Consider the following 23,728-nt stretch of genomic DNA (forward strand, 5'->3'; position numbering starts at 1 on the left):
TAGTGCTGACAATGAAAAACTATAAAAAATATATAGGCTGTCTTTCTCTCTCTGTATTGACACTGATAGGGTGCGAAGACCTTAAATTTGGAGAGAAATTTCTGGATAAGCCGATAAGTAACGAACAGAATATCGATTCTGTTTTTAACAAAAAGGTATATGCTGAGCAGGCACTGGCGGAAACTTATCATTCCCTGCCGGATTATCTGCCGATGCAAGGACGTCTGGGATATGGCGTTCTGGAAATGCTAACCGATCTGGGTGACTGGACGAAAAAGGGAGCGCCTAAATTCTATACAGGAACAGTGGACGGAACAAATACATATCTGGAACATCTTCCATATCGGTTGGATGTCGCCAGTGCTACGATAGGAGTAGGGCCGGTTTATGGTATTCGAAGAGCCTACATTTACATTGAGAATGTGGATAGAGTGCCGGATATGACTGCGGATGAGAAAGCGATAGGAAAAGCGGAAGCGCAAGTAATCATTGCCTATCATTATTCTCAAATGCTCCGTTATTATGGTGGTATGCCGTGGATAGACCATGCATATACGGCAGAAGATGCGATGAAATTTCCTCGTATGACAGTGGAAGAAACCGTACAGAAGATTGTTGGATTACTGGATGCGGCAGCCTCTGTACTGCCTTGGCAAGTGAATGCAGATAATGACGGACGAATGACGGCTGCTTCTGCTTTAGCGTTAAAGTCCAGGGTGCTTCAGTTTGTGGCGAGTCCTTTATTTAATGCTGAAAAACCCTATCTGGAAGGAGATGCTTCGTCTCAATTCCTTACCTGGTATGGTAACTATTCACCGGACAGGTGGCAGAAGGCGTTGGATGCCGGATTAGAATTTATGCGGGCTAATAAAAAGAACTCGGACGCTTATCAACTGGTGAATACAGGTAATCCCCGCGATGATTTTGCAGCAGGATATTTCAATCGCCATAACGGTGAAGTTTTGATTTCTTCCAGAAGATTCACCACTTATGCTACGGGAAAGCTTCCGTTTGCCCAGGTGCGTTATGGAGTTGCTTCTCCTACATTGACTTATGTCGATATGTTTCAGATGAAAGACGGAACAGAATTCGACTGGAACAATCCGGACCATAATAAATTCCCTTTCTTTGATAAGGACGGAAACCCCAGAAGAGACATCCGCTTATATGAAACGGTTGCTGTGAATGGAGATAAGTTTAAGGGCGCCCAGAAAGTGCAGATTTATGAAGGAGCCACCCAGGCGCCTTATAAAGACGGACGAATGAGTTACAATGGGGTTGCCATGAGAAAATTTATACGAAACTTCAATGACGAAGTGAATGGCAAATTTTATTCTTGTCCGTTGATCCGCCTTCCGGAGGTTTATTTGAATATGGCCGAAGCGATGAATGAATTGAATAAGGCGGAAGTCCGTGATGAGTTTGGCAATACGGCTTATGATTATCTGAATAAAACCAGACTGCGTGCAGGTATGCCTGCGATTTCGGCAACAGATGTTCCGGCTGGCAAACCGTTGCGTGAAGCGATATTACGCGAAAGAGCCATTGAATTCGGCTATGAAGAAGTACGCTATTTCGATCTGGTACGTTGGAAACGCGCAGATATATTTACCGGACAATTATCACGTCTGATTATTAAAAAAGCGGCCGGTGAGCCAAGCGGCTTTTCTTATGCCGTATCTCATGCAATGGCGGAAACGCGTCAGTATGCAAAACCTGAAAAGTGGAACGACAAGTATTTCCTGTTGCCTCTGCCTATAGATGAGATAAACAAGAAATATGGATTGATTCAGAATCCGGGTTGGTAATAATCAAATCGTTGAACAATAAGAAGAATGATTATGAATAAATCACTTTATATCGTAGCTTTCTCGTTGGCATTTGCCACTACGGGTATAGCGCAAAATAATGAAGGACAAGATAAGGTAATCGATCTGGGCACACAGACGACCACCGAATTACGGAAGACACAGGCTGTCTCTACCATTTATTCGGATGAATTAGATAAAAATGCTACCACTAGTCCTTACAATGCCATTTATGGCCTGTTGCCGGGATTGAGTGTGATGCAGAACACTAGTTGGGGCACAGATAAATCTCGTCTCAATGTGCGGGGACGCGGTTCTTTGAATGGAGATACACCTTTATTTGTAGTAGATGGTTTTGCACGCCCTCTCGAATATATCAACCTTTCGGAAATAGAATCAATATCCGTTTTGAAAGACGGTGCTGCTACTGCTCTTTGGGGAGGCAGAGGCGCCAACGGAGTGGTATTGATAACTACCAAACGCGGTATATATAACCAGAAGGATATAAAAGTAGACTACAAGTTCGGTTTAGGCTTACCTGTTAATCAGCCGGAATTTGCCGATGCTTATACCTATGCCAAAGCCCGTAATGAAGCATTGAGATATGATGGCTTGCAACCGGACATGGATGAGGCTTCTTTCCTGTCCGGAGGCAATAGCGATCTTTATCCGAATGTGGACTGGCAGAAAGAAGCGTTACGCAATCATACAACCAGTCATCAACTGGACATCACTTTCCGCGGAGGTGGCAAGCGGCTTCGTTATTTCAGTGTCCTCAATTACAAAAACGATATGGGACTGCTGAATAGCAAGTACACTGATTATACAGATCGCTATAACTCCCAGATGAAGAAATACTTCCTCAATCTTCGCATGAATCTGGATGTGGATATTACGGACGCGACAAAATTGAAATTGAGTATGCTCGGTATGCTGCGAGAGACCAAGCGTCCCACCACATCGGAAGCTACTTTGTTTGAACAGATTTTCAACACCCCGTCCGCTGCATTTCCCGTGCAGACACAGAATGGATTCTGGGGCAGTAACAATGTGCTGAAAACAAACCCGATAGCCAATCTGGCGGACGTAGGTTATTATAAACTGAATCAGCGTATGTTGCAGGCGGATTTGCGGTTGGTGCAGGATTTGTCTGTATTGACTCGCGGGTTGAGTGCGGAACTCGCTATTGCTTATGATAATAATGCAACCTATCAGGAAACAGCCAAGAAAAGTTTTATGTACCAGACCATTGAAAAAGGCACAGACGGAGAACCGATTTACACGAATTACGGAAATCCTAACGATGAACTGGAAATCAGCAACAAAGGATTGGCCAATCAATACATACATGCCAATTTTGAAGCGAAGGTCAATTATCACCGGACATGGGATAAACATGATTTTACGGCCAGTGCTATGTTTCGTCAAGAATCAATGACGTTGACAGGGGCTAATAACAGTCGTTACCGTCAATACATCATCGGAACCGCAGGTTATAATTTTGACAACCGTTATATGGTGGATATCGTAGCCAACTGTTTTGGCAGCAGCGTATTGGGGAAGAACGACAAGTATCGTGCATATCCCGCCATTTCTGCCGCCTGGATACTTTCGAACGAGAATTTCATGAAAGAAATTTCCGCTTTTGATTATCTGAAACTTCGTGCTTCTTACGGACGCTCCGGATATGATATTTATGATTATGACATGGATAAGCAATATTGGATAGGAAGCGGTGCTTACTATTTTCAGGCCGGAAATACTTCTGCCGGAAGTAGCCTGAAGGAAGGAGTGTTGGCAATGGAACAACTGGATCTGGAAGTTGCGGATAAATATAATATCGGTTTGGATATGAGCCTGTTCAAGGGACTGACTTTTTCTATTGACGGTTTTTATGACAAGCGCACTAATATCCTGATTGACGGAAGTGGGCTGATCTCATCGGCAATCGGGGTTACTATTCCGCAGATGAATGCAGGAAAAGTGGAAACAAAAGGAACGGAACTCTCTGCCATGTGGAAAAAGGAATACAAGGACTTCAACTATTATATCGGAGCCAACTTCTCCTATGCCAAAAGTAAAGTCGTAGAAAATGGTGAGGGATATCAGCCGTATGGCTATTTGTCTAAAAAAGGTTACCCTGTCGGGCAGTGTTTTGGCTGGGAGGCTATCGGTTATTTCAGAGATGAGGCGGACATAAAGAGCAGTCCTGTGCAGAAATTCTCGGAAGTACGTCCGGGTGATGTCAAGTACAGAGATCTGAATGGCGATAACGTGATTGACAACAATGACCAGAAGGCGATAGGATATTCCACTGCCATACCGGAGATTTATTATGGCATTAATTTGGGATTTGAATATAAAGGTTTCGGCGTGGATGCTCTGTTTCAAGGAGTAGCCCATTATAGTGTGATGTTGAACACTGCCAGCGTATACTGGCCGTTGAGAAACAACACGAATATTTCCAGCTGGTATCTGAACGACAGAATCCGCTGGACGGAAGAAACGAAAGATATCGCAAATGTCCCCCGCCTGACTACGCTGGATAATGCCAATAACTTCAGAAACAGTACACAGTGGTTGGAGAACGGTAGCTATTTCAAACTTCGTAACCTGAATGTCTACTATAACCTTCCTTCCTCTTGGGCGAAGAAAGTGAAAATGGAAAAGATTCAGGTATATGCGAGAGCTAACAATCTTTTTTCGCTCGATCATGTGAAGTATATGAACAGTGAAGATCTGAAAATCAATTATCCGGATATGACTTCCGTTTATTTCGGGTTGAATATTAACTTCTAAAATGTGAAATGACCATGAGAAAATATATCCTTTTATATACAGGTTTGCTATTATCCGTATCGGGGTGTAGCTTGCTCGAATTGGACGAATCGACAGGCTTGGACAGGGAAGAGGCCTATTCCTACTTTAGCAATGTGAAAGGTTTGGCTACCTACGTTTATAGCCAGTTGCCCGGAGATCTCGGAGTGCTCGACGGGGCTTTGAGGGAGTCTGCAACGGATAATTCTGTTTATGTCTGGAGTGATAATAGTGTTCACGACTTTTATAACAATGCCTGGAGTCCCAACAATGCAGTCGATAATATGTGGTCGAAGTGCTATGGAGCTATCCGTTCCGTCAATTCATTTCTTGAAAACTATTCACAGGAAAAACTGGAGCGTTTCCGCTGGAACGACACGTATGAAGAAGACATTGCCAAAGCTACCATGTATCGTGAAGAATTACGGGTGTTGCGAGCTTTTTATCTGTTCGAACTGGCTAAACGATACGGTGATATTCCACTTTTGACACGTACGTATGCTTTGGATGAAATCAACGGCGTGGAAAAGACTTCTTTCAATGAAGTGATAAAATATATCTGTGACGAATGTAGTGACGCGGCCAAAACTCTGCCTGTCAGTCATCAGGACTTTTGGGCGGAGACGGGACGTGTGACCAAAGGTACAGCGTTGGCATTGAAATCCCGTGCTCTTCTTTATGCGGCGAGTTTGTTGCATAATCCCGCACAGGATGCCGATAAATGGAAAGCGGCTGCCGATGCGGCTTATGCTATCATAAAAGAGAACTGGTACAGTTTGCCGAAGACGAATGTAGATCCTTTGTATGACAAGAATGGTGGAAACGATGTATTGAAATCTCCGCAATTAATTTTTGAACGTAGAAATGGGGAAAGCTTTGATTTTGAAGCTAACAATTTGCCTATCAGTTATGAAAAGGGGAAAACAGGCAACGTGCCCACCCAGAACCTGGTGGATGCCTTCCAGATGACTAATGGAAAAGACTTTGACTGGGAACAGATTACACCGGGGCAGAATCCGTATGAAGGCAGAGACCCGAGATTCTATAAAACGGTGCTTTGCAATGGCGATACATGGATGAACTCGACCATCCAGTCTTATGAAGGAGGAAAAGACGGTGCCGGAACAACCGGAGCGACTACTACAGGTTATTATTTGAAGAAGTATATGAATGAGACTGTTTCTCTAGCTCCTTCCAATGAGAAAAAGAAACCGCACCATTTCATCATATTCCGTTATGCGGAAATTCTCCTGAACTATGCGGAAGCAATGGATGCCTGGAAAGACGCTGATTATACGGATAATGATCATCCGTTGTCTGCACGTGCGGCACTGAATCAGGTGCGTGCTGCTGCTGATATGCCCGCCATTACAACAAGCGGCAATGCGTTTACTGAAAGCGTCCGTCGTGAAAGACGAGTGGAACTTGCGTTCGAAGACCATAGGTTCTGGGATATCCGCCGTTGGAAAATCGGTGATAAAACCAAAGCTATTTATTGCATCAAGATCACTATGGAAAACGGCTTGCCTGTTTATAAGAAAGAATTGCTTGAAACACGTAACTGGGATGATAAGATGTACTTATATCCTATACCACAGACTGAATATTATAAGAATCCTAATTTAGGTCAAAATACAGGCTGGTAACTATGACTAAGCGAACCCTAAAAGTTTTTGTCTAACTTTTAGGGTTCATTTTTATGGGAAGAAGTCCTTTTCTATGTGTGGTCCCTTGTTCCAGTTTTATGCTGCAGGATCCGGGGCCTCACCGCTACCGCCTTCGTCCGGATTTTCCGGTTTATTTCCCCCTCCATTTCCGGAAGAGGTGCCGCCGTTTCCTTCCGTCTTGTAAATACTTACATTATCCAGCATATCCTTAAATTTATATCCCGGCGTAAATACAATTTTCACCCGACGAACGGTATCGGCATCTACATCTTTTTCCTCTTTCTGGCTTTTGCAACTCATGCCCGGACGGAAACATCCGAAGTCACCTAATTGCACAGACAATCCTTTGTTGAGGTTCGTGTTCAACGCATCAATCAGTGCGTCAATCACGTGTTTCACTGCGCCTTCGGGAATCATACCGAACATGGATACTTCCTTGCATAAATCTCTGAAATTTACCGTATTGGTAATTACATTCTGTGCTACATACTTTTCAGTCTTTGTTTTGTCAAAGCCGAAAACTCTTTTCTTGACAACATACTTTAATGCCATAGTCTTTCTTCTTTTAATAGTTAGTCAATCTGTTTTATTGTTGTTTTGTGATCACGACGCAAAGATATGGTTTCCGAAATTCATGACCAAGCTGAAAAAGAATTGTGCGTTAATAAATTAGTTAATAAGTAGAATACTGCTGTATTGGGGAATTTTATGTAAAAAAGATTTGGCAGAAAGATAGAAGAAGAGGATGCCGATCAAGATATTGGGGTATCAAGTGTGGGGAAGGCATCCTCTTCGAAGATAGAACGAAAGGACTACTTGCACAAGCAATCTTTTTCGCTTTGTTGTCTATCTTCTATATATACTGGTAAGGAGTATGATTCTGAATTATTCCGTATCTTCTTTGGTTCGCAGGCTGACTAACTCTGTCCACTTGCTTATACTTAAGTCGAACCCTCCTTTCTCCAGATGTTGGAGGGCGGTTCTAAAATGTCGTATTACTTTTTCTGTATCATTGGTTGTTTTATACTCAAGCTCTCCAAGTGCATATTCAAGACGTGCCATTTGGATGTAATCTAACAAGGTATAGTTTTCGTCAACGGATAAAGTTGAAAGATAGTTCAACAAGTCGAATGCTTTTTCTCGTTCTTCATCTGATAAGTTGGAGATGGGGCGGCGCGCGATAGGGTGCTGCATTAATAGAATAATGTTTTCTTTCAAGTCATCGTACATATCTTTGTTATGTTTGTCGCATCATTTCCCTGTGGTGCGCGGTTTAAAAAAGAGAGCGTGGGAAACTACCAACTGTACGCCAACCATAGGCTCGGCAAAGACCCTCCGCGACATAAGTGATAGTCCCACGCCCATTGGGTATATAAACAAATTATATACAGAAGTGTGCACGAGACCTGACATCACTTATTGCCATTCGCGGTAAATTTTTGCCGAATTTATGGTTGAATGCAATAAATAATCGTTCTCTGTAAAAAAATAAAATGTTCCTCTCTACGTATGAAAGGAAACCGCTACAAAAGTAGCAATAAATATTGATAAAGCAAGTAATCTTGTTTTATAATTTCATAGATAGTTCTGATTTACTAAAAGTCAGTATAAATATGATTAATATAAAAAGAACCCTACACTGAATTATTGTTTTTTTGTTCAGTTCAGAATTGGAATTCTAGGTAATTCTGCTAGATGATTTTAACTTAACTTTCTGTTTCCTTTGCATAAACCACCTGTTTGCCTGTTCCATAACGGATTAAGAGTCCACGTTCGATAAAAGCATTCAGTTCTTTCAAAGCACGTTTTTTGTCGTGTCCTGTCAATCGGCTATAGTCGGTGCGGGTCAGGCAGGGATATTTGTTCAGATGCTGGTTGATTATTGTCAAACATTCTTCTTCACTGTGCCCTTTCCCATGGTGACGAGTCATCGATTCTCCACGTTCTAGTCTCATTTGCTGGCCTACTTCTTTCTTAAACTGGCTGCCTACCCGGAAATTGACATTCTTCAGCTCAATAGATTGTGCGTGCACATCTTTTTTCTTCATTACACGAGGTCCCTTTAAAGACACTGAAAAATATCCGATATCTCCCAGTTCCACAATCCATCCGTTGGCAATCAGATCTCTCAACTCGTTTTGGAAAGACTGCATAGCACCTGCCAGTAAACTGCGACTTATTCCTGTGAATTTGTGTACACGGTCTAGAAATTCTTCCTGATCGACGGTTCCTTTGAATACTACGCGGGGATGAAGCGGTTGTGCGTCGCCTGTTTGTTGAATGTCAGGCGTGTCGTAAAGGTCATATTGTATACTCATATTCGTTTTTATTTAGTGTAGGCACATTGATAAATCCGTTTGCCTATCCGGATTTACTTCACTTGCTACTTTTATTTCGTTCCACTATAGTTTCTCTTTCGTCCCACTATAGTGCTCCGCAAGGGAAACTATAGTGTTCTTTGCGGAACACTATAGTGGAACGAAAAAAGATTAGGCAACAAAGGTAATCTCTTTAGGCAATAAAACTAATTATATTAGCAGGAAAGAAATAAAAACGTCGCAAATATTGTTTATTACCTTAAGTCACCCTTTCCTTTTTTAATAAATTAGCTAGAAAGTGTGGTGTTTATTGAATAAGAACCCTTATTTTTGCAGCATGTTACAATTTGAGAATCAAAAGATAAAGCAAATAGTTCGCAAGGTGCTTCCGGTAGTAACGCTGGGAGCTATGTTATATTCCTGCGCCAGTATTGGACGGCCGGACGGAGGCCCTTATGATGAGACGCCGCCCCGTTTCATCGGTAGTACTCCTGCTGCGGGCGCTCTGAATAATGAAAGGACTAAAATTTCTTTGATGTTTGATGAGTTTATTAAGCTGGAGAAAGCAACCGAAAAAGTCGTTGTTTCTCCTCCCCAGATACAGCAACCGGAAATCAAGGCTTCCGGCAAGAGAATACAAGTCAACCTACTCGACTCTTTGAAGCCTAACACGACCTATACGATTGACTTCTCGGATGCAATTGTCGACAATAATGAAGGTAACCCGCTAGGGAATTTTGCATTTACGTTTTCTACCGGTACGGAAATCGATACGATGGAAGTAGCAGGAACAATGCTCGACGCCTCTAACCTGGAACCTATTAAAGGTATGCTTGTCGGACTACATTCCAACCTGAATGATTCGGCTTTCAACAAATTGCCTTTCGACCGTGTGGCACGTACAGACAGCCGTGGACGTTTCTCCATCCGTGGTGTAGCTCCCGGCAAATATCGCATCTATGGATTGATGGATGCCGACCAAAACTTTACTTTTAATCAGAAGAGCGAGATGATCGCTTTCCATGATTCGTTGATTATCCCCCGCATGGAAGAACGTATCCGCATGGATACTGCTTGGGTGGACTCATTGACCTACGACACGATTGTTGAGAAGAAATATATGCATTATTTGCCGGATGATGTCATCCTCCGTGCCTTTAAAGAGCTTAATTATTCGCAATATCTTATCAAGTCGGAAAGACTGGTTCCTCATAAGTTCACTTTTTATTTTGCCGGTAAGGCGGACACTTTGCCAGTCTTGAAAGGCTTAAACTTCGATGAAAAGGATGCTTTTGTCATCGAAAAGAATCAGCGGAACGATACAATCCATTATTGGGTGAAAGATTCTTTGCTCTTCAAACAGGATACTCTTGCCATGAGTCTGACTTATCTTTATACAGATACTTTAAACCAATTAGTACCCCGTACAGATACGCTGAATCTTGTTTCGAAGCAGAAATATAAGAAAGAGGAGTCGGATAAGGACAAAAAGAAAAAGAAGAAAAAGAAAGGGGAAGAGGATGAACCCGAACCGACGAAATTCTTGCCGGTGAATGTTAGTGCCCCTTCGTCAATGGATGTATATGGATATATTTCTTTGAATTTTGAAGAACCGATAGCCAGCTACGACACTGCCGCCATACATCTGCGGCAAAAGGTGGATACGCTCTGGAAGGATATACCGTTTGAATTTGAGCAGGATTCCGTAAATCTGAAGAAGTTTAATGTGTATTATGATTGGGAACCGACGCTGGAATATGAATTTTCGGTGGATTCGACCGCATTTCATGGTATATACGGATTGTTTACAGACAAAATAAAACAAGGGTTCAAGGTGCGTAGTTTGGAAGAATATGCCAAAATCACGTTTGTGGTGACGGGAGCGGAACCTAATGCTTTCGTTGAACTGTTGGATGCGCAGGATAAAGTGGTACGCCGAAGAAGAGTAGAGGAAGGAGGTTATGCCGACTTTTATTACTTAAATCCCGGTAAGTACTCCGCCCGGTTGATTAACGACCGGAATGGAAACGGTGAATGGGATACCGGCAATTTTGAAAAAGGGGTGCAGCCCGAAGAGGTGTATTATTATAATCAGATTTTAGAGCCGAAAGCCAACTGGGATCTAGAACAAAGTTGGGATATTCATGCAGTTCCGCTGGATAAGCAAAAGCTGGATGAACTTAAAAAACAAAAACCAGATGAAGACAAGAAGAAAAAGGATCGGGAACGAAATAGTCAGAACCGCCGTCGTTAGCGTTCGACGCAATTTTATTATCGGATTAGTGGCCTTACTGATGGGAGCTTTCGCCCTCCCAGCCAGTGCTCAATGTGAAGCGAAGAATGATGCGTTTCAATCCGGCGAACACGTAATGTATGATTTATATTTTAACTGGAAGTTTGTCTGGGTGAAAGCCGGACTTGCCAGTCTGACGACGAATGCTACTACTTATCATTCACAACCTGCCTACCGGATCAATCTGCTTGCTTTGGGCAGTAAACGGGCAGACTTCTTTTTCAAGATGCGCGATACGCTGACTTGTGTGATCGGTGAAAAACTGGAACCGCGCTATTTCCGCAAAGGTGCTGAAGAGGGAAAACGTTACACGGTTGATGAGGCTTGGTTTTCTTATAAGGACGGTCTTTGCCTCGTAAACCAGAAACGTACTTATCGGGATGGAGCGTTTGATGAATCTGAAGCTAGCGATAGCCGTTGTATATACGATATGTTAAGCATCTTGGCGCAGGCACGTTCTTACGACCCTGCAGATTATAAGGTGGGAGACAAAATCAAGTTCCCGATGGCTACGGGCCGTAAAGTGGAAGAGCAAACGCTTATCTACCGTGGAAAAGAAAATGTGAAAGCGGAGAATGGAGTTACTTACCGTTGCCTGATCTTCTCATTGGTAGAATATGATAAGAAAGGAAAAGAAAAGGAGGTGATTACTTTCTTCGTGACGGACGACTTGAACCATCTTCCTGTCCGTCTGGATTTATTCCTGAACTTCGGTTCGGCAAAAGCATTCCTGAATAATGTGACGGGTAACCGGCATCCGCTGACTTCTATCGTTAAATAGATATAGAGAAAAAACGAAGGCATATCAGAAGTAAATGGCCCTGCCAACCTGTTATTTTTTAGACGCGGATAACGCGGATGACACGGATTTATTATCTTTTTATCCGTATCATTCGCGTTATCTGTTTCTAAAAGGTATACTTTTAAAAGTGTTGATGCGCTTTCCTGTTTTATTCCTGAACTTCGAAAGGCACTTTCTGATCCTTTCGGAATACGCTAGATTCAAAAGTTGCAATCAACTCTCCGTCTTGGTTTGTTATATCTACCTGATAGCAACCTGTACTTCGACCGATATAGCGTTCGCGTGCTTCGGCAAAGAGAGTATCTCCGGGGCCGCTGGCACGCAGAAAAGTAATAGTGGACGAGAGAGAGAAAGCTAGTGTGCCGTGCGAGTTGGCAGCTGCGGCAAGCGCAAGGTCTGCCAGCGTAAAGATCGCTCCTCCTTGTGTGCGGGCACCTGCGTTAAGATGTTCGGGTTTTATTTCTAATTTGGCTTTACTGTAACCTTTGCGTACTTCCAGCAGTACTACTCCTGCATTTTCGGCAAACAGATCGTTCTTAAAAAACTCTTGTGCGGTCATGATATTATTTTTGAAGATTCTTTAATCGTTTCTTATTTTTTCAATGAATGGATATATACCTTATCTTTTTCAATTGAGTAGCTAAATTTATTTGTTTCAGACATAATATCCAATATTTTCTCCAAATTATTTGTTTCTATAATAAAACTTCCATGGAAAATCAAATTCTTGAGTTGCTCTGACTCAAATGCGAATGTCACATCAAACTGGCGCTCCAACTCTTTAGAAATGATCGACATAGGAACTTCATCCCAGAATACTTTGCAGTTGATCCACTGTTCTGCATAGTCAGCACTCTCGGTCAGCTTATAAGTTTGGTCAAGCTTATTAACTGTCATCGTTTGATTAGGCTTCATTATAAACTCTTGGTTGATGCACGATAAGGCAATGGAACCTTCTAGGAGTGATACCTTTATATAATTCTCATCACCATAATTTTTTACGTTAAACTTAGTGCCCAGTACTTTAATCTGTGCAGAGTCTGTTTGTACAACAAATGGATGCTCTCCATGCGCTACCTCAAAATACCCTTCGCCTTCCAGTCGGACATTGCGATTCTTCCGACTAAAACTCTCGGAGTAAGAAAGCTTGGAATCTGCGTTTAACCACACTATAGAACCGTCAGGAAGCTTCATTTTTAATTTCGATTTTCTTGGAGCGTATACTTCGGAAATCAAAGAATCATCAGGTGTTGTAAAATTATAAATTATAAAAGGAGTGGTAAACAGTAATATAATGATTGCCGCTGCGTAACCTGCATACTTCACAAATAAGGCTCTTCTCATCTTTCCTGCCGGAGCACTCTTATGTTTGCGGATTCGTTTCGCAAATCTGTTATAGGCTTGTTCTTCGTGTACAGATACATTTTTATAGTCGGCAGACAGAAGCCAGATTCGTTTCTGCTGTTCAAAATATTTCTGATTCTCCGGATCGGAGTATATCCATTCGTTCAACTTATGCAAGTCCTCTTTGGTGATACTTCCCGAGAGGAAATCATATATCAGTCTGTCAAATTCTTCTTTCATACCATCTTAAACTTAATATCTATTGAAAATCATATACCTGCGCTATCATCAGGACAGTTTGTCAATAGAAGAAGTATAGTGAATTACTTTGCTTTTTAATATTAATTAAATATATTCGTAATAAACATTACAATCAGGGCAAGATAAGATTTTGCTGCTTCTTTCAGCTTATCCAGTGCACTTCGCATGTGATATTTCACTGTATGAATAGTGATTCCCATGATTTCGGCAATTTCTTCTTGTCTTTTGTTCTCAAAACGACTCAATAAAAATACCTTCCGGGTTTCCGGAGATAAGCCGTCAATCGTCTTCTGGATAATAGAATGTAGCTCTTTACCCTCTAAATGCTCAACCGGATTTTCGCCCAAGGACCATAAATCGCTGTAAATGACCAGGTCTTCTGACGAGCAGGCCGTTTCCCTTCTCACATATTCAAGCTGAAGATAATTGATACACTTATTGGCTACACTTCTGAAAAGGTAGTTCTTCAATGAGGTGTTAATTGTTATTTTAGAGCGGTTTTCCCATAGACTATACACCAAATCTTCTACTATAGATTCTGATAGATAAGAGTCTGTCAAATACCCTCTCGCTATCCGGCAAAGATCTGTATAGTAAGTTTTATAGATGTATCGGAATGCCTCCTCTTTACCCGATTTCAGGGCCTCGATAATCTCTGTTTCCAGGTTTTTTTCCATTATGTCTTTCAGAAATCGTATATTTGATTTATTAGTTAATATATTAAGGTGAATACTCACAGGTTCTGTTTCTCCGATGGATAATTCGGGGGCAAGGTATTGAAAAAATGTAAGATGACCAAACTCACTAATAAAAAGATGAGTTGAAGGGCTGAACGAATAAAAAAATCATTTCTCACTATACTTTTTATTAATCTGGCTGTCATATTAATGAATAGGCCAATAAAGCATATTTTAACCTGAATCTCTATGAATGGTAAAAAGAAGGATTGTAAAAGAGCATAGCGCGACACTCTTTTTTAAGTTATAAGGTATACAAACAGCTGTTTTAGTTTAGTCATGCAGGATAAAGATTGTTTTCAGGAATAACAGAAAATAAGCTATTTCTTATTTAAATAATATTGTATGAAGAAACTACATTTTCTATTAAGCACATTCCTTGTGTTTATATTCACGTCATGCGGAGAAGATGAACTGAAAGGTGTTGTCTTATCCGAAGATCCGGGGTACGTAAAAGAACCATTGGTAGCCATACAGGCAGAAGATGGCACAGGGAACTGGATAAATGGTCTTATTGACCAGAACAGTAGGGTCATAGCCTTAGATTTTCGCATTTTGGACGACCAAAGTGCGGTGAATGTGAAACTCAAACTGGCGGATGAATGGGCAAAGCCCATTGATCCGCTCACTACTGATGCTGTACTGGACTTGAGCAGCGGTATCACCCGTATTAAAGTGAATGATGGAGCAGATGATATTGAATATACCATTTTCAGCACTTCTACCCAGTTGCTTCGAGGTGTAACGGCTACTTGTAACACAGAGCAGGTTAGTGCTAACTTTATTAATGGCATCGCTTCGTTACGTTTCAAACAAAACACTGTATTTGCAAACGTAGTGTTGATGCCGACTTTGGCAGATAACGCAGAAATCATCTCTACGGATCCCTCCAGTCAAAAAGATGAAAATGGGAACCTGATTGTTGACCTAAATAGCACACTTACTATTACTGTAAAAGACAATGCGAACAACATGACTAAAAAATATCAGTTGAGTGCTGTAAATGGAATTATTGACGCAGGGGTAAACTGGAAAAATATTACTGCTGATTTAAAGAGTCAACACAGTAGTATTCGTATTCCTGATTTCATGATTGTCTATGAAAATAAAAACTTGCATGGAAGGAGCGGTAATACGGGATGGTTGATAACTATTCCTGCCGGTAAAATAAACATGAAAGTTAGCTGGGATATGAATAAAGACAATGTAACATGGGCTGAACCCACTGCTCAACATCGTACAACAGCTATCATGAATAATAATATGGATTATTCACTGTTTGTTCCGGGATTGTCCGGGCAATTCTGGGTACCGATATTTTATAGCCTCGGGTGGAATGATAGTGGGCTGCTATCCGCACCGCGTCTCGGATATAACCTATCTACTTCTTTGAAGTATTGTCCGGGAACTCTGGGAATTACAGCTGATGGAAAAGCGGAGATTTCGTATGCAGAAGTGATAGATAATAACTTGTATAAGTTTACCAGCGACGGAGCCGGCAAACAAGCTGCCAATGGAGTACAGTGGTCCCCAACCAGTGCTGTCAGTGGATATTCCTATCCGTTGCAAAAAGGGCAGATCATGATTGCCGGAGAAAATGCAGAACTTTACAAGACATTTGCCACTAATGAAGGAAGAAATACTTCGACCCGTAACAGAGGAATGGATGGAGCATTGTCAGGAAGTAATTCATGGGCTGCTAATCCGGTAAACATTTGGACTTTTGATGGCAAGCCTGTAGGACGCCGGGCTGTCGGTATCACGGAAGAAGGAGACTTGGTCATTTTTGTAAGTAATCGTTTTACGAATTCTTATAACTCGGTAAAAGCAGCTTGGAATGTCTTTAGTGATGGCTCTTCTTTACGGGAAGTTGCTGTGGCATTGCAGGAAGTGGGTTGTACGGATGCCATTGTGTTTGGTGAGAACTATCATAGTCCTGTTGTTATTCGGGATGATAGTAGAGGGGTGCCTTTAGGAAAGGTAGCCGGTAGATACGACTGGGAAACGAACGGCAATGTGAAAAATGCGGATAATGAAGCTAGTTCGCAATCCTGGATAATGTTTAAATAAGAACATTGTAAGACAATGAGTTAGTAACAAAAGATATACATATAAAAACTTAAATCAATGAGTAAAATCATCAAATGCATGTTCTTCGTGCTATTAGCCGCAGTTCTTCCACTGTCGGTTCACGCACAGCAGGTGACCTTACATTTGCAGGACGTAACGGTGCGCAAAGCGTTCCGGGAGTTGGAGGTCAAAGGAAATGTATCCTTAGTATATGAGAAAAATGATGTGGACCTGACCCGTAAAGTAACCGTGAAGGTAGATAATCAACCAATAAGCAAGGCACTGGATCAGATTCTGAAAGGGCAGGAATTAATTTATAAAATAAAAGATAATCATATTATCATCACCCGGCCTGTCATTCAGAAATCAGATAAGAAACGGCGTATCAATGGTATCGTCAGTGATGTCAATGATGAATTGTTAATTGGAGTATCGGTATCAATTCCCGGTACTAATATTGGCACGGTGAGTAATATGGAAGGGAAATTTGAACTGGAAATACCGGAGGACGCTAAGAAATTGCAAGTGTCTTATATCGGTTTTGATACACAGGAAATCTCATTGTCGCCCGGCAAGACGACATTCAACATTGTAATGGGAGAGAATGTGAAAATGCTTTCAGAAGTAGTAGTGGTTGGTTATGGCACGCAAAAGAAGGTGAACCTGACCGGTTCGGTTGCTACGGTAAATTTGGAAAAGGAATCACTTTCCCGTCCTTTGGTCAGTGCTTCGCAGGCGTTGAGCGGTATGACAGCCGGTTTGCAGGTGATGCAAAGCTCCGGGACTCCATATAATGAAGGCTTTTCTTTCAATATTCGGGGAGTAGGTACCCTGAACAGTTCTTCACCACTCGTGTTGGTGGATGGGATGGAACAAAGTCTGAATAATGTAGATCCCAACGATATTGCTTCTATTTCCATCCTGAAAGATGCGGCCTCGTGTGCTATTTATGGTAACCGAGGGGCAAATGGGGTTATTCTAGTTACTACCAAAACCGGACAAACAGGAAAGGTCAGCGTGTCCTACAATGCTACTTTTTCACTGAATCAACCTACCAAACTGATAAAAACGGTATCTAACTACGCCAAGTATATGGAATTGATGAACGAAGCTGCTACTAATATAGGAGAATCTGCTCCTTTCAGCGACATTACCATCAATCAATGGCGTGAGGCGGAAAAAGATCCGAATGGCATTTCGGCTTCCGGCTATCCTAATTATGTAGCTTATCCTAATACAGATTGGTACGATGAGATATATAGTAACGACTGGATGATGAAACATTCGCTTTCCGTCACTGGACAGGAGGGACGTACCGGATATAATCTTTCTATATCTTATACTGACAATCCGGGATTAATCAAGGATACCGGATACCAACGCTATTTTTTGCGTGCCAATGTTTATTCGGATATTACTAAGTGGTTACGTATTGGTACTCGCGTATGGGGGTATCACACTGACCAGAAGAAAAGCGATACCGGTTCACTCACCAATATCAATACCCAAAAAATGATACCGGGCGTATATCCATATTATGACGGAAAATATGGTGCGCCGGAAGCGAACGAGGAAGATCCGCAATCTCACAATCCTCTGTGGGACATGGCACAATCGGAAGGGCATATCAAAAACACGCAGTTCTTTACTACTTTCTATGCCAACGTGAAGTTTCTGAAACACTTTTCATACGATGTTAATCTGAACTATAAAGATTACCGTTATGAATCGATGTCCGTAAATACGGATTATGGGAAATATAGTTTTAGTACAGATCAGTGGATAGCTGCCCCCAAAGATCCTGCCGATTTGTATACCCGTATGGCGTATGTCCGTGAAAACCATTGGAAATTAACGCACTTGCTCAACTATAACCAGACTTTTTATAAGCATGATATTGGTATGTTATTGGGCTTTGAAGAAGAACGTTTTGTCAAACGGACTACCGACACTGCCAAACTTGGATTAATAGATTCGTCTGTGGGTGATTCAAGTTCTGCTACTACTCCTTCTTCCATAGGTGGTACAGGTGAGGAATTTACATCCCGTTCTTACTTCGGTCGTATTAACTATGCTTTCGACAGCCGTTATTTATTCGAGGTTAATATGCGTTATGACGGTTCCTCCCGTTTTGCTCCGGATAATCGCTGGGGGCTTTTTCCATCTTTCTCTGCCGGGTGGAGAATCAGTGAAGAGAGATTTATGAAAGGACTTCCTATCGACAATCTGAAATTACGTGCTTCGTGGGGTAAGTTAGGGAACAATGCGATTGGTAACTACGAATGGCAGGCTGTGTACAACTCGGCAAAGTACGCGTTTGGAGGTAGCCTTAATAATGGTTTGGCAATTACTTCTATTTCCAACAACCTGTTGGAGTGGGAAAGTACTGCCATTACGAATATTGGTATCGACTTTGCAACTTTAAGAAACCGTCTGACGTTTGAGGCTGAATTTTATAATAAAGTAACGGATGGAATCTTATATCGCCCTGATATGTATATGTCTCTCGGGACAGCCAGTGGCCCTCGTCAGAACATTGCGGAAGTGACTAACCGCGGTATTGAAATGACCCTGAATTGGCAAGACCGTATCGGTAAAGTAGAATATCGTGTATCCGGTAACTTTGCCTATAACCAGAACAAGGTCAGTAAATACAAAGGAGAGTTGCAGCGTGGCTGGGTGACAGATGAAAACGGGAACCGTGTTTATCAAACCAATATCGGCGATGTCTCTACCGGAGGATCTACCCGTGTAATAGAGGGTAAAATGATTAATGAATACTATATGTTGCAACCATATAAAGGCAGTGGAAACGGTTTTAACGCAGATGGAACAGTCAATATCAACGGTGGTCCGAGAGACGGAATGATCCGTACAGTAGACGACATGAAATGGCTGAATGCTATGGTAGGGGCAGGGTATAAGTTCTATCCGCGTCAGAACGTCAGTAAGAGTGGCATTTGGTATGGTGATTACATCTATGCTGACTTAAATGGCGACGGTGTATATGGTAATGACGCTGATAATGAGTTTCAGGGATGCTCCAATGTGCCCAAGTATAACTTCGGTCTGCAGGCAAGCGCTAATTGGAAAGGCTTCGATTTCTCCATGAACTGGTCCGGTGCGGCAGGTTTCAAGATTTACTACTATCGTTTGGCATTGAACAGCAGTGCTACCATCAAAGGATATGCTATTGGGGAAGCAATAGCAAACGATCACTATTTCTTTGATCCCAAAAATCCCAATGATCCGCGCACGAACTTGAGTTCAAAGAATCCTCGCTTGACAAATAACTCCGGTAACGACCAAAGTGGTATGACACAGTCATCAGTACATTTGCAAAAAGGGGATTATATTAAACTGAAGAACCTGACTATCGGATATACATTGCCTGCTGTCCTGTCGAAAAAAGTATATGCACAGAATATCCGTTTCTTTGCTTCCGGTGAAAATTTATTTACCATTACCGGGTATGAAGGAATGGACCCGGAAATGCGTACCGCAGTGGGATATTCTACTATGAGACAATATGCATTCGGTGTAAATATCACTTTCTAAACTTACTCTAAAACGATTTTATGATGAAAAACAAAATAAAAATATTTCGGAAATTAGTAAGATGTGCATCTATTGCCTTGCTGTCTTTCTCTATGGCTGGATGCGGTGCGGACTTTTTAGATACTACTCCTACCAATAACATAAGCGGTAGTAGTATCTGGACGAAAGCAACTTTGGCCGAACAGGCTGTTATCGGCGTATATAATGTCTTTCTGGATCAATATTGTCCTAACTCCGGCATTTTGGATTCGCACCGGATTCCATGGGATGCTTATTCTTCTGTGATGGATACAGACAAGAACTGGATTAAGCGAATGCCTAATTGTACAGGAGCAGCTACTCCCTCAAGTGGCCTGTTCAGTGATATTTATAAACGTTTTTATACTTTTATCTATCGTGCTAATGATGTGATAGATAATATTGGTCAGGTTCCTGATATGTCGACCGGAGAGAAGCAACGGGCTATCGCCGAATGTAAATTCTTGCGTGCATTTGCTTATATGCGCTTGAATATCTTGTATAAAGGAGTGCCGTTATATATGAATGCAATCACGAGTCCTGAAAACGGTAACAAAGCCCGTTCTTCAGAAGCGGATGTTTGGGCGGCTATACTCCAGGATCTGACAGATTGTGTGAATGAACCCAATCTACCGGGTAAATATAATTCGGGTGACTCTAACTATGGACGGGTAACCAAAGGAGCTGCTTATGCATTACGCGGACAAGTATATATGTGGCAGAAGAATTGGGAGGCGGCGGTTGATGATTTTAATTCTGTGGCTGACTGTGGCTTCGGGTTATATACTAAGGCCGGTGCTACCAGTTATAAGCAGTTGTTGAAAATAGCAAATGAACAATGTGAAGAAATGATATTCTCTGTGCAATGCATCAAGCAATACGGCTACTCCAATACAAGGAACATCACTTACGGCAACCGTTGTACAGCAGGTTCTATGTGGAATAACTATTTGCCTAATCCGCATTTTGTAGAATCCTTTGAAACGGCGACCGGAGAAAAATTTAATTGGGATAACTACTTGCCGGGCTATAGTACGATGAAAGAAAAAGAACGTGTGGTATTTTTTCTACGTGACGGACTGTCCGCGGCAGAAAAGGAACGTATGACTGCCTATGGGGCCGATATGAGCAAATATCTGGATAGTGGCAATGAAGCACGTATCAAAAAAGCTTACGAGAGCCGTGATCCACGTCTGCAAATGGCTGTCATTACCCCTTACGCACAATACAATGGTGCTTCTTCTGGAATAGCTCATACTTATACATTGCGTTGGCCTTATCGTGGCTCCGACAGTGCAGAGCCTTTTGATATCCGTACTGATACAAACGATAAGTTTTACTATCTATGGAGAAAGTTTGTACCTGAAGGTCTGGAACAGACAGAACGTGATACTTATGGATTGGATATTCCATTAATACGCTATGCGGAAGTATTGCTCCTGAAAGCAGAAGCGCTAAATGAATGGGGAAGTACCCATGAAAGCGAAGCAATCAGATGTGTTAATGAAGTAAGACGTCGTGCAGGGCATGTCGAATTGAATAATGCAACTTATCCTGCTACGAAAGTTAACGGGCAGAGTGATTTGCGTGAACGTATCCGGAATGAGTATTACTGGGAAATCGGTGGCGAAGATTCCATGTATTTCCATGAATTGCGTTGGGGAACGTGGAAAGATAAGAAGTTTGATAATAATCGTAACGGTCTGATGCAGATGTGGGGTGAAACGACTTATACCTGGTACTGGTTGGGAGAACAGTGCTGGAGCTGGCCTATTCCTGCTAAAGAAATGGAAATGAACTCGAATTTGGAACAGAATGAAGGTTGGATAAATTAATCTTAGTTTTAACTAATAAAGTATATATGAAAAAATTATCTTTTTTAATTGCGACAGCATTGTGTATCATGGCATGTTCCGGTGGCTCTGACGAACAACCGGATGGGCCGGGTAACGGTAATGGAAATGGGGGTGGGGGGAGTACACCTAACCCTGTTTCATTCTCCAATCCTATAGTCGGCAAACAGTTGCCTGATCCGACTATAATTCATGCGGCAGACGGGAACTTTTATTTGTATGTTACCCAACAGGATAATATCTATATTCCGATTTACAAATCTACTAATATGACACAGTGGACTTATGCTGGGGCAGCCTTTCTGCAAAAACCGAACTGGCAGCCGGACACTCGCTTATGGGCTCCGGACATTAACTATATCAATGGCAAATATGTGCTCTATTATACTCTCGGGCACTGGGACTTGCCTAAGAATAGTTGTATCGGGGTGGCGGTCAGCGACTCTCCTGTAGGACCTTTTACGGATCACGGAAAACTTCTTGACTACAATTCTGGTACTATGCAGTGCATCGACCCTTGTTATTTTGAAGATAATGGTAAGAAGTATCTTTTCTGGGGAAGTTATAATAGTACTTCTAAAGGCTATGAAGGAGGTATCCGTTATGTAGAGTTAAGTGCTGACGGTCTATCCATTAAAGGGGCTGTTTCCGAAAAGATAGCGGGTCCTTCAATAGAAGGCATCATGGTTCATAAACGCGGGAATTATTATTATCTATTTGGCTCTACGGGTAGTTGTTGTGAAGAGGAAAGAAGTACGTACCGTGTAGTGGTGGGGCGTTCTAAAAATATCGAAGGTCCTTATGTGGGTAAAAACGGTACTGTGATGAAAGAAAATAGTAGTTATAATGAAGTAATTCTACAGGGTAATAACCTGTTTGCCGGAACCGGACACAATTCCGAAATTATCACGGATGACGAGGGTAATGACTGGTTCTTCTATCATGCCTGGCAGAAAGCGAAAATAGATAATGGTCGTCAATTGATGTGTGACCGCATACAATGGAGCAGTGATGGCTGGCCTTATATTACTAATGGCACACCGGCATCCGTATCTCGTGCACCTGTATTTAAAAACGAAGAAGAAAAAGAGTAATCTATGAAACTATTCAACTATTTATTGGCCGGGATATTGTGTGCTTCTGTCACTTGTCTCCCGGCGCAGCATCGGGCTGATCCCCAGAAATTGGTCAATCCGGAATCCTTTTCTATGATTTTGCTCGGTGATCCACAGGGATATACCAAGTATGATATTAACCAGCCGCTTTTTGATCTTTGTACCGCATGGATTGCGGACAATATAGAGTCGCTTAAAATTAAAGCTGTCCTTTGTACAGGCGATTTGGTGGAGCAGAATGATAATAATGTATTAAACCGTAAGATGCTGAACCAGACCAGTCGTGAAATGTGGGAGGCAGCATCGCAGGCTTTGAAAAGACTGGATAACAAAGTACCTTATATTATTGCCGCAGGCAATCATGATTATGGATACAAAGCCGCAGAAAACGGTCGTACTTATTTTCCTGATTATATTCCTTTTGAACGAAATTCTACCTGGCGGAATATCTGTGTCAGTGAATTTCCTAATCGTGAAGGCAGGGCGTCTTTAGAGAATTCGGCTTTTGAGTTTGATGAGCCGGGATGGGGAAAGATTTTGGTTATAGCAGTAGAGTTTGTGCCTCGTGATGAAGTTTTGCAATGGGCGAAAGATTTGGTAAACAAGCCGAAATACAAGAATCATAAGGTGATTTTTATCACTCATTCTTATCTTGATATAGGTAATAAGCGTGTTACGAAAGATGGGTATAAGATTTCTCCACAAAACTCGGGGCAGGCTATTTGGGAGAAACTTATTTATCCTTCTTCCAATATCCGTCTCGTACTTTGCGGACATGTGGGAAGAGGCACCGGTGAATATGAGAATAATGTGGCTTATCGGGTGGATAAGAACAGTGCCGGGAAAGATGTATCACAAATGACGTTTAATGTACAATATGTAGGAGGCGGTCCGGAAGGGAACGGAGGGGATGGTTGGCTTCGCATTCTGGAATTTATGCCGGATGGTAAAACGATCAAAGTACGTACTTATTCTCCCTTGTTTGGGATTTCAAAATTGACTAAGCATTTGGCGCATCGTACGGCACCGTACGATCAGTTTGATATTATATTGGAATAACTTGACCT

16 protein-coding genes are annotated in these 23,728 nt (G+C 41.9%); 10 read left to right on the top strand and 6 right to left on the bottom strand.

The features are described from left to right. Nucleotides 1-11: 11 nt before the first annotated feature. The 3 genes from Bovatus_RS16855 to Bovatus_RS16865 are packed head-to-tail and all read left to right on the top strand — an operon-like array spanning nt 12 to nt 6,271. On the top strand, nt 12-1,808 hold the full coding sequence (locus Bovatus_RS16855; protein WP_004298340.1) for a RagB/SusD family nutrient uptake outer membrane protein: 1,797 nt from the start codon (nt 12-14) through the stop codon (nt 1,806-1,808). Nucleotides 1,809-1,835: 27 nt separating this feature from the next. Continuing rightward, complete coding sequence (locus Bovatus_RS16860; RefSeq protein WP_004298338.1) at nt 1,836-4,607, top strand: SusC/RagA family TonB-linked outer membrane protein; 2,772 nt, start codon at nt 1,836-1,838, stop codon at nt 4,605-4,607. 8 nt (nt 4,608-4,615) lie between these two features. Further along, on the top strand, nt 4,616-6,271 hold the full coding sequence (locus tag Bovatus_RS16865; RefSeq protein WP_004298337.1) for a RagB/SusD family nutrient uptake outer membrane protein: 1,656 nt from the start codon (nt 4,616-4,618) through the stop codon (nt 6,269-6,271). A 96-nt stretch (nt 6,272-6,367) separates the two neighbouring features. On the opposite strand, the gene Bovatus_RS16870 is transcribed toward Bovatus_RS16865, so the two are convergent. From Bovatus_RS16870 to Bovatus_RS16880, 3 genes are all read right to left on the bottom strand, one after another. Then, nucleotides 6,368-6,844: an HU family DNA-binding protein gene (locus Bovatus_RS16870; RefSeq protein ID WP_004298336.1), complete on the bottom strand. Its 477-nt coding sequence runs from the start codon at nt 6,842-6,844 to the stop codon at nt 6,368-6,370. Between the two features lie 333 nt (nt 6,845-7,177). Then, the gene (locus tag Bovatus_RS16875) at nt 7,178-7,522 is read right to left on the bottom strand and encodes a hypothetical protein (protein ID WP_004298335.1); all 345 of its coding nucleotides are present in this window, start codon (nt 7,520-7,522) and stop codon (nt 7,178-7,180) included. A 476-nt stretch (nt 7,523-7,998) separates the two neighbouring features. Then, entirely contained in the window at nt 7,999-8,610 is a 612-nt protein-coding gene (locus Bovatus_RS16880; RefSeq protein WP_004298334.1) for an HU family DNA-binding protein, read from the bottom strand. A gap of 337 nt (nt 8,611-8,947) precedes the next feature. Between Bovatus_RS16880 and Bovatus_RS16885 the strand changes: the two genes are divergently transcribed. Continuing rightward, the gene (locus Bovatus_RS16885; protein ID WP_004298332.1) at nt 8,948-10,864 is read left to right on the top strand and encodes an Ig-like domain-containing protein; all 1,917 of its coding nucleotides are present in this window, start codon (nt 8,948-8,950) and stop codon (nt 10,862-10,864) included. Continuing rightward, entirely contained in the window at nt 10,809-11,684 is an 876-nt protein-coding gene (locus tag Bovatus_RS16890) for a DUF3108 domain-containing protein (protein ID WP_008641759.1), read from the top strand. Before Bovatus_RS16885 ends, Bovatus_RS16890 begins: the two co-directional genes overlap by 56 nt. Before the next feature lie 169 nt (nt 11,685-11,853). Here the strand turns inward: Bovatus_RS16890 and Bovatus_RS16895 are convergent, their stop codons facing one another. The 3 genes from Bovatus_RS16895 to Bovatus_RS16905 form a co-directional block, all read right to left on the bottom strand. After that, nucleotides 11,854-12,264 carry a PaaI family thioesterase gene (locus tag Bovatus_RS16895; RefSeq protein WP_004298330.1) on the bottom strand — a complete coding sequence of 137 codons (411 nt, stop codon included), beginning with the start codon at nt 12,262-12,264 and terminating at the stop codon, nt 11,854-11,856. A 32-nt stretch (nt 12,265-12,296) separates the two neighbouring features. Continuing rightward, nucleotides 12,297-13,289: a FecR family protein gene (locus Bovatus_RS16900; protein ID WP_004298329.1), complete on the bottom strand. Its 993-nt coding sequence runs from the start codon at nt 13,287-13,289 to the stop codon at nt 12,297-12,299. A 101-nt stretch (nt 13,290-13,390) separates the two neighbouring features. Continuing rightward, the gene (locus tag Bovatus_RS16905) at nt 13,391-13,987 is read right to left on the bottom strand and encodes an RNA polymerase sigma-70 factor (RefSeq protein WP_004298328.1); all 597 of its coding nucleotides are present in this window, start codon (nt 13,985-13,987) and stop codon (nt 13,391-13,393) included. Between the two features lie 405 nt (nt 13,988-14,392). Between Bovatus_RS16905 and Bovatus_RS16910 the strand changes: the two genes are divergently transcribed. From Bovatus_RS16910 to Bovatus_RS16930, 5 genes are read left to right on the top strand one after another with little or no spacing between them, the layout of a single operon-like run. Then, on the top strand, nt 14,393-16,117 hold the full coding sequence (locus tag Bovatus_RS16910; RefSeq protein WP_004298327.1) for a hypothetical protein: 1,725 nt from the start codon (nt 14,393-14,395) through the stop codon (nt 16,115-16,117). A gap of 57 nt (nt 16,118-16,174) precedes the next feature. Then, nucleotides 16,175-19,675: a TonB-dependent receptor gene (locus tag Bovatus_RS16915; RefSeq protein ID WP_004298326.1), complete on the top strand. Its 3,501-nt coding sequence runs from the start codon at nt 16,175-16,177 to the stop codon at nt 19,673-19,675. Between the two features lie 23 nt (nt 19,676-19,698). Further along, nucleotides 19,699-21,528, top strand: a complete 1,830-nt coding sequence (locus Bovatus_RS16920; RefSeq protein WP_052587921.1) for a RagB/SusD family nutrient uptake outer membrane protein — start codon at nt 19,699-19,701, stop codon at nt 21,526-21,528. A 26-nt stretch (nt 21,529-21,554) separates the two neighbouring features. Continuing rightward, a complete protein-coding gene (locus Bovatus_RS16925; protein ID WP_004307466.1) occupies nt 21,555-22,640 on the top strand; it encodes a family 43 glycosylhydrolase in 1,086 nt (361 codons plus the stop codon). Between the two features lie 3 nt (nt 22,641-22,643). After that, nucleotides 22,644-23,720, top strand: a complete 1,077-nt coding sequence (locus tag Bovatus_RS16930) for a metallophosphoesterase (protein WP_004298323.1) — start codon at nt 22,644-22,646, stop codon at nt 23,718-23,720. Nucleotides 23,721-23,728 lie beyond the last annotated feature (8 nt).

The organism is Bacteroides ovatus, assembly GCF_001314995.1.
GTDB lineage: Bacteria > Bacteroidota > Bacteroidia > Bacteroidales > Bacteroidaceae > Bacteroides > Bacteroides ovatus.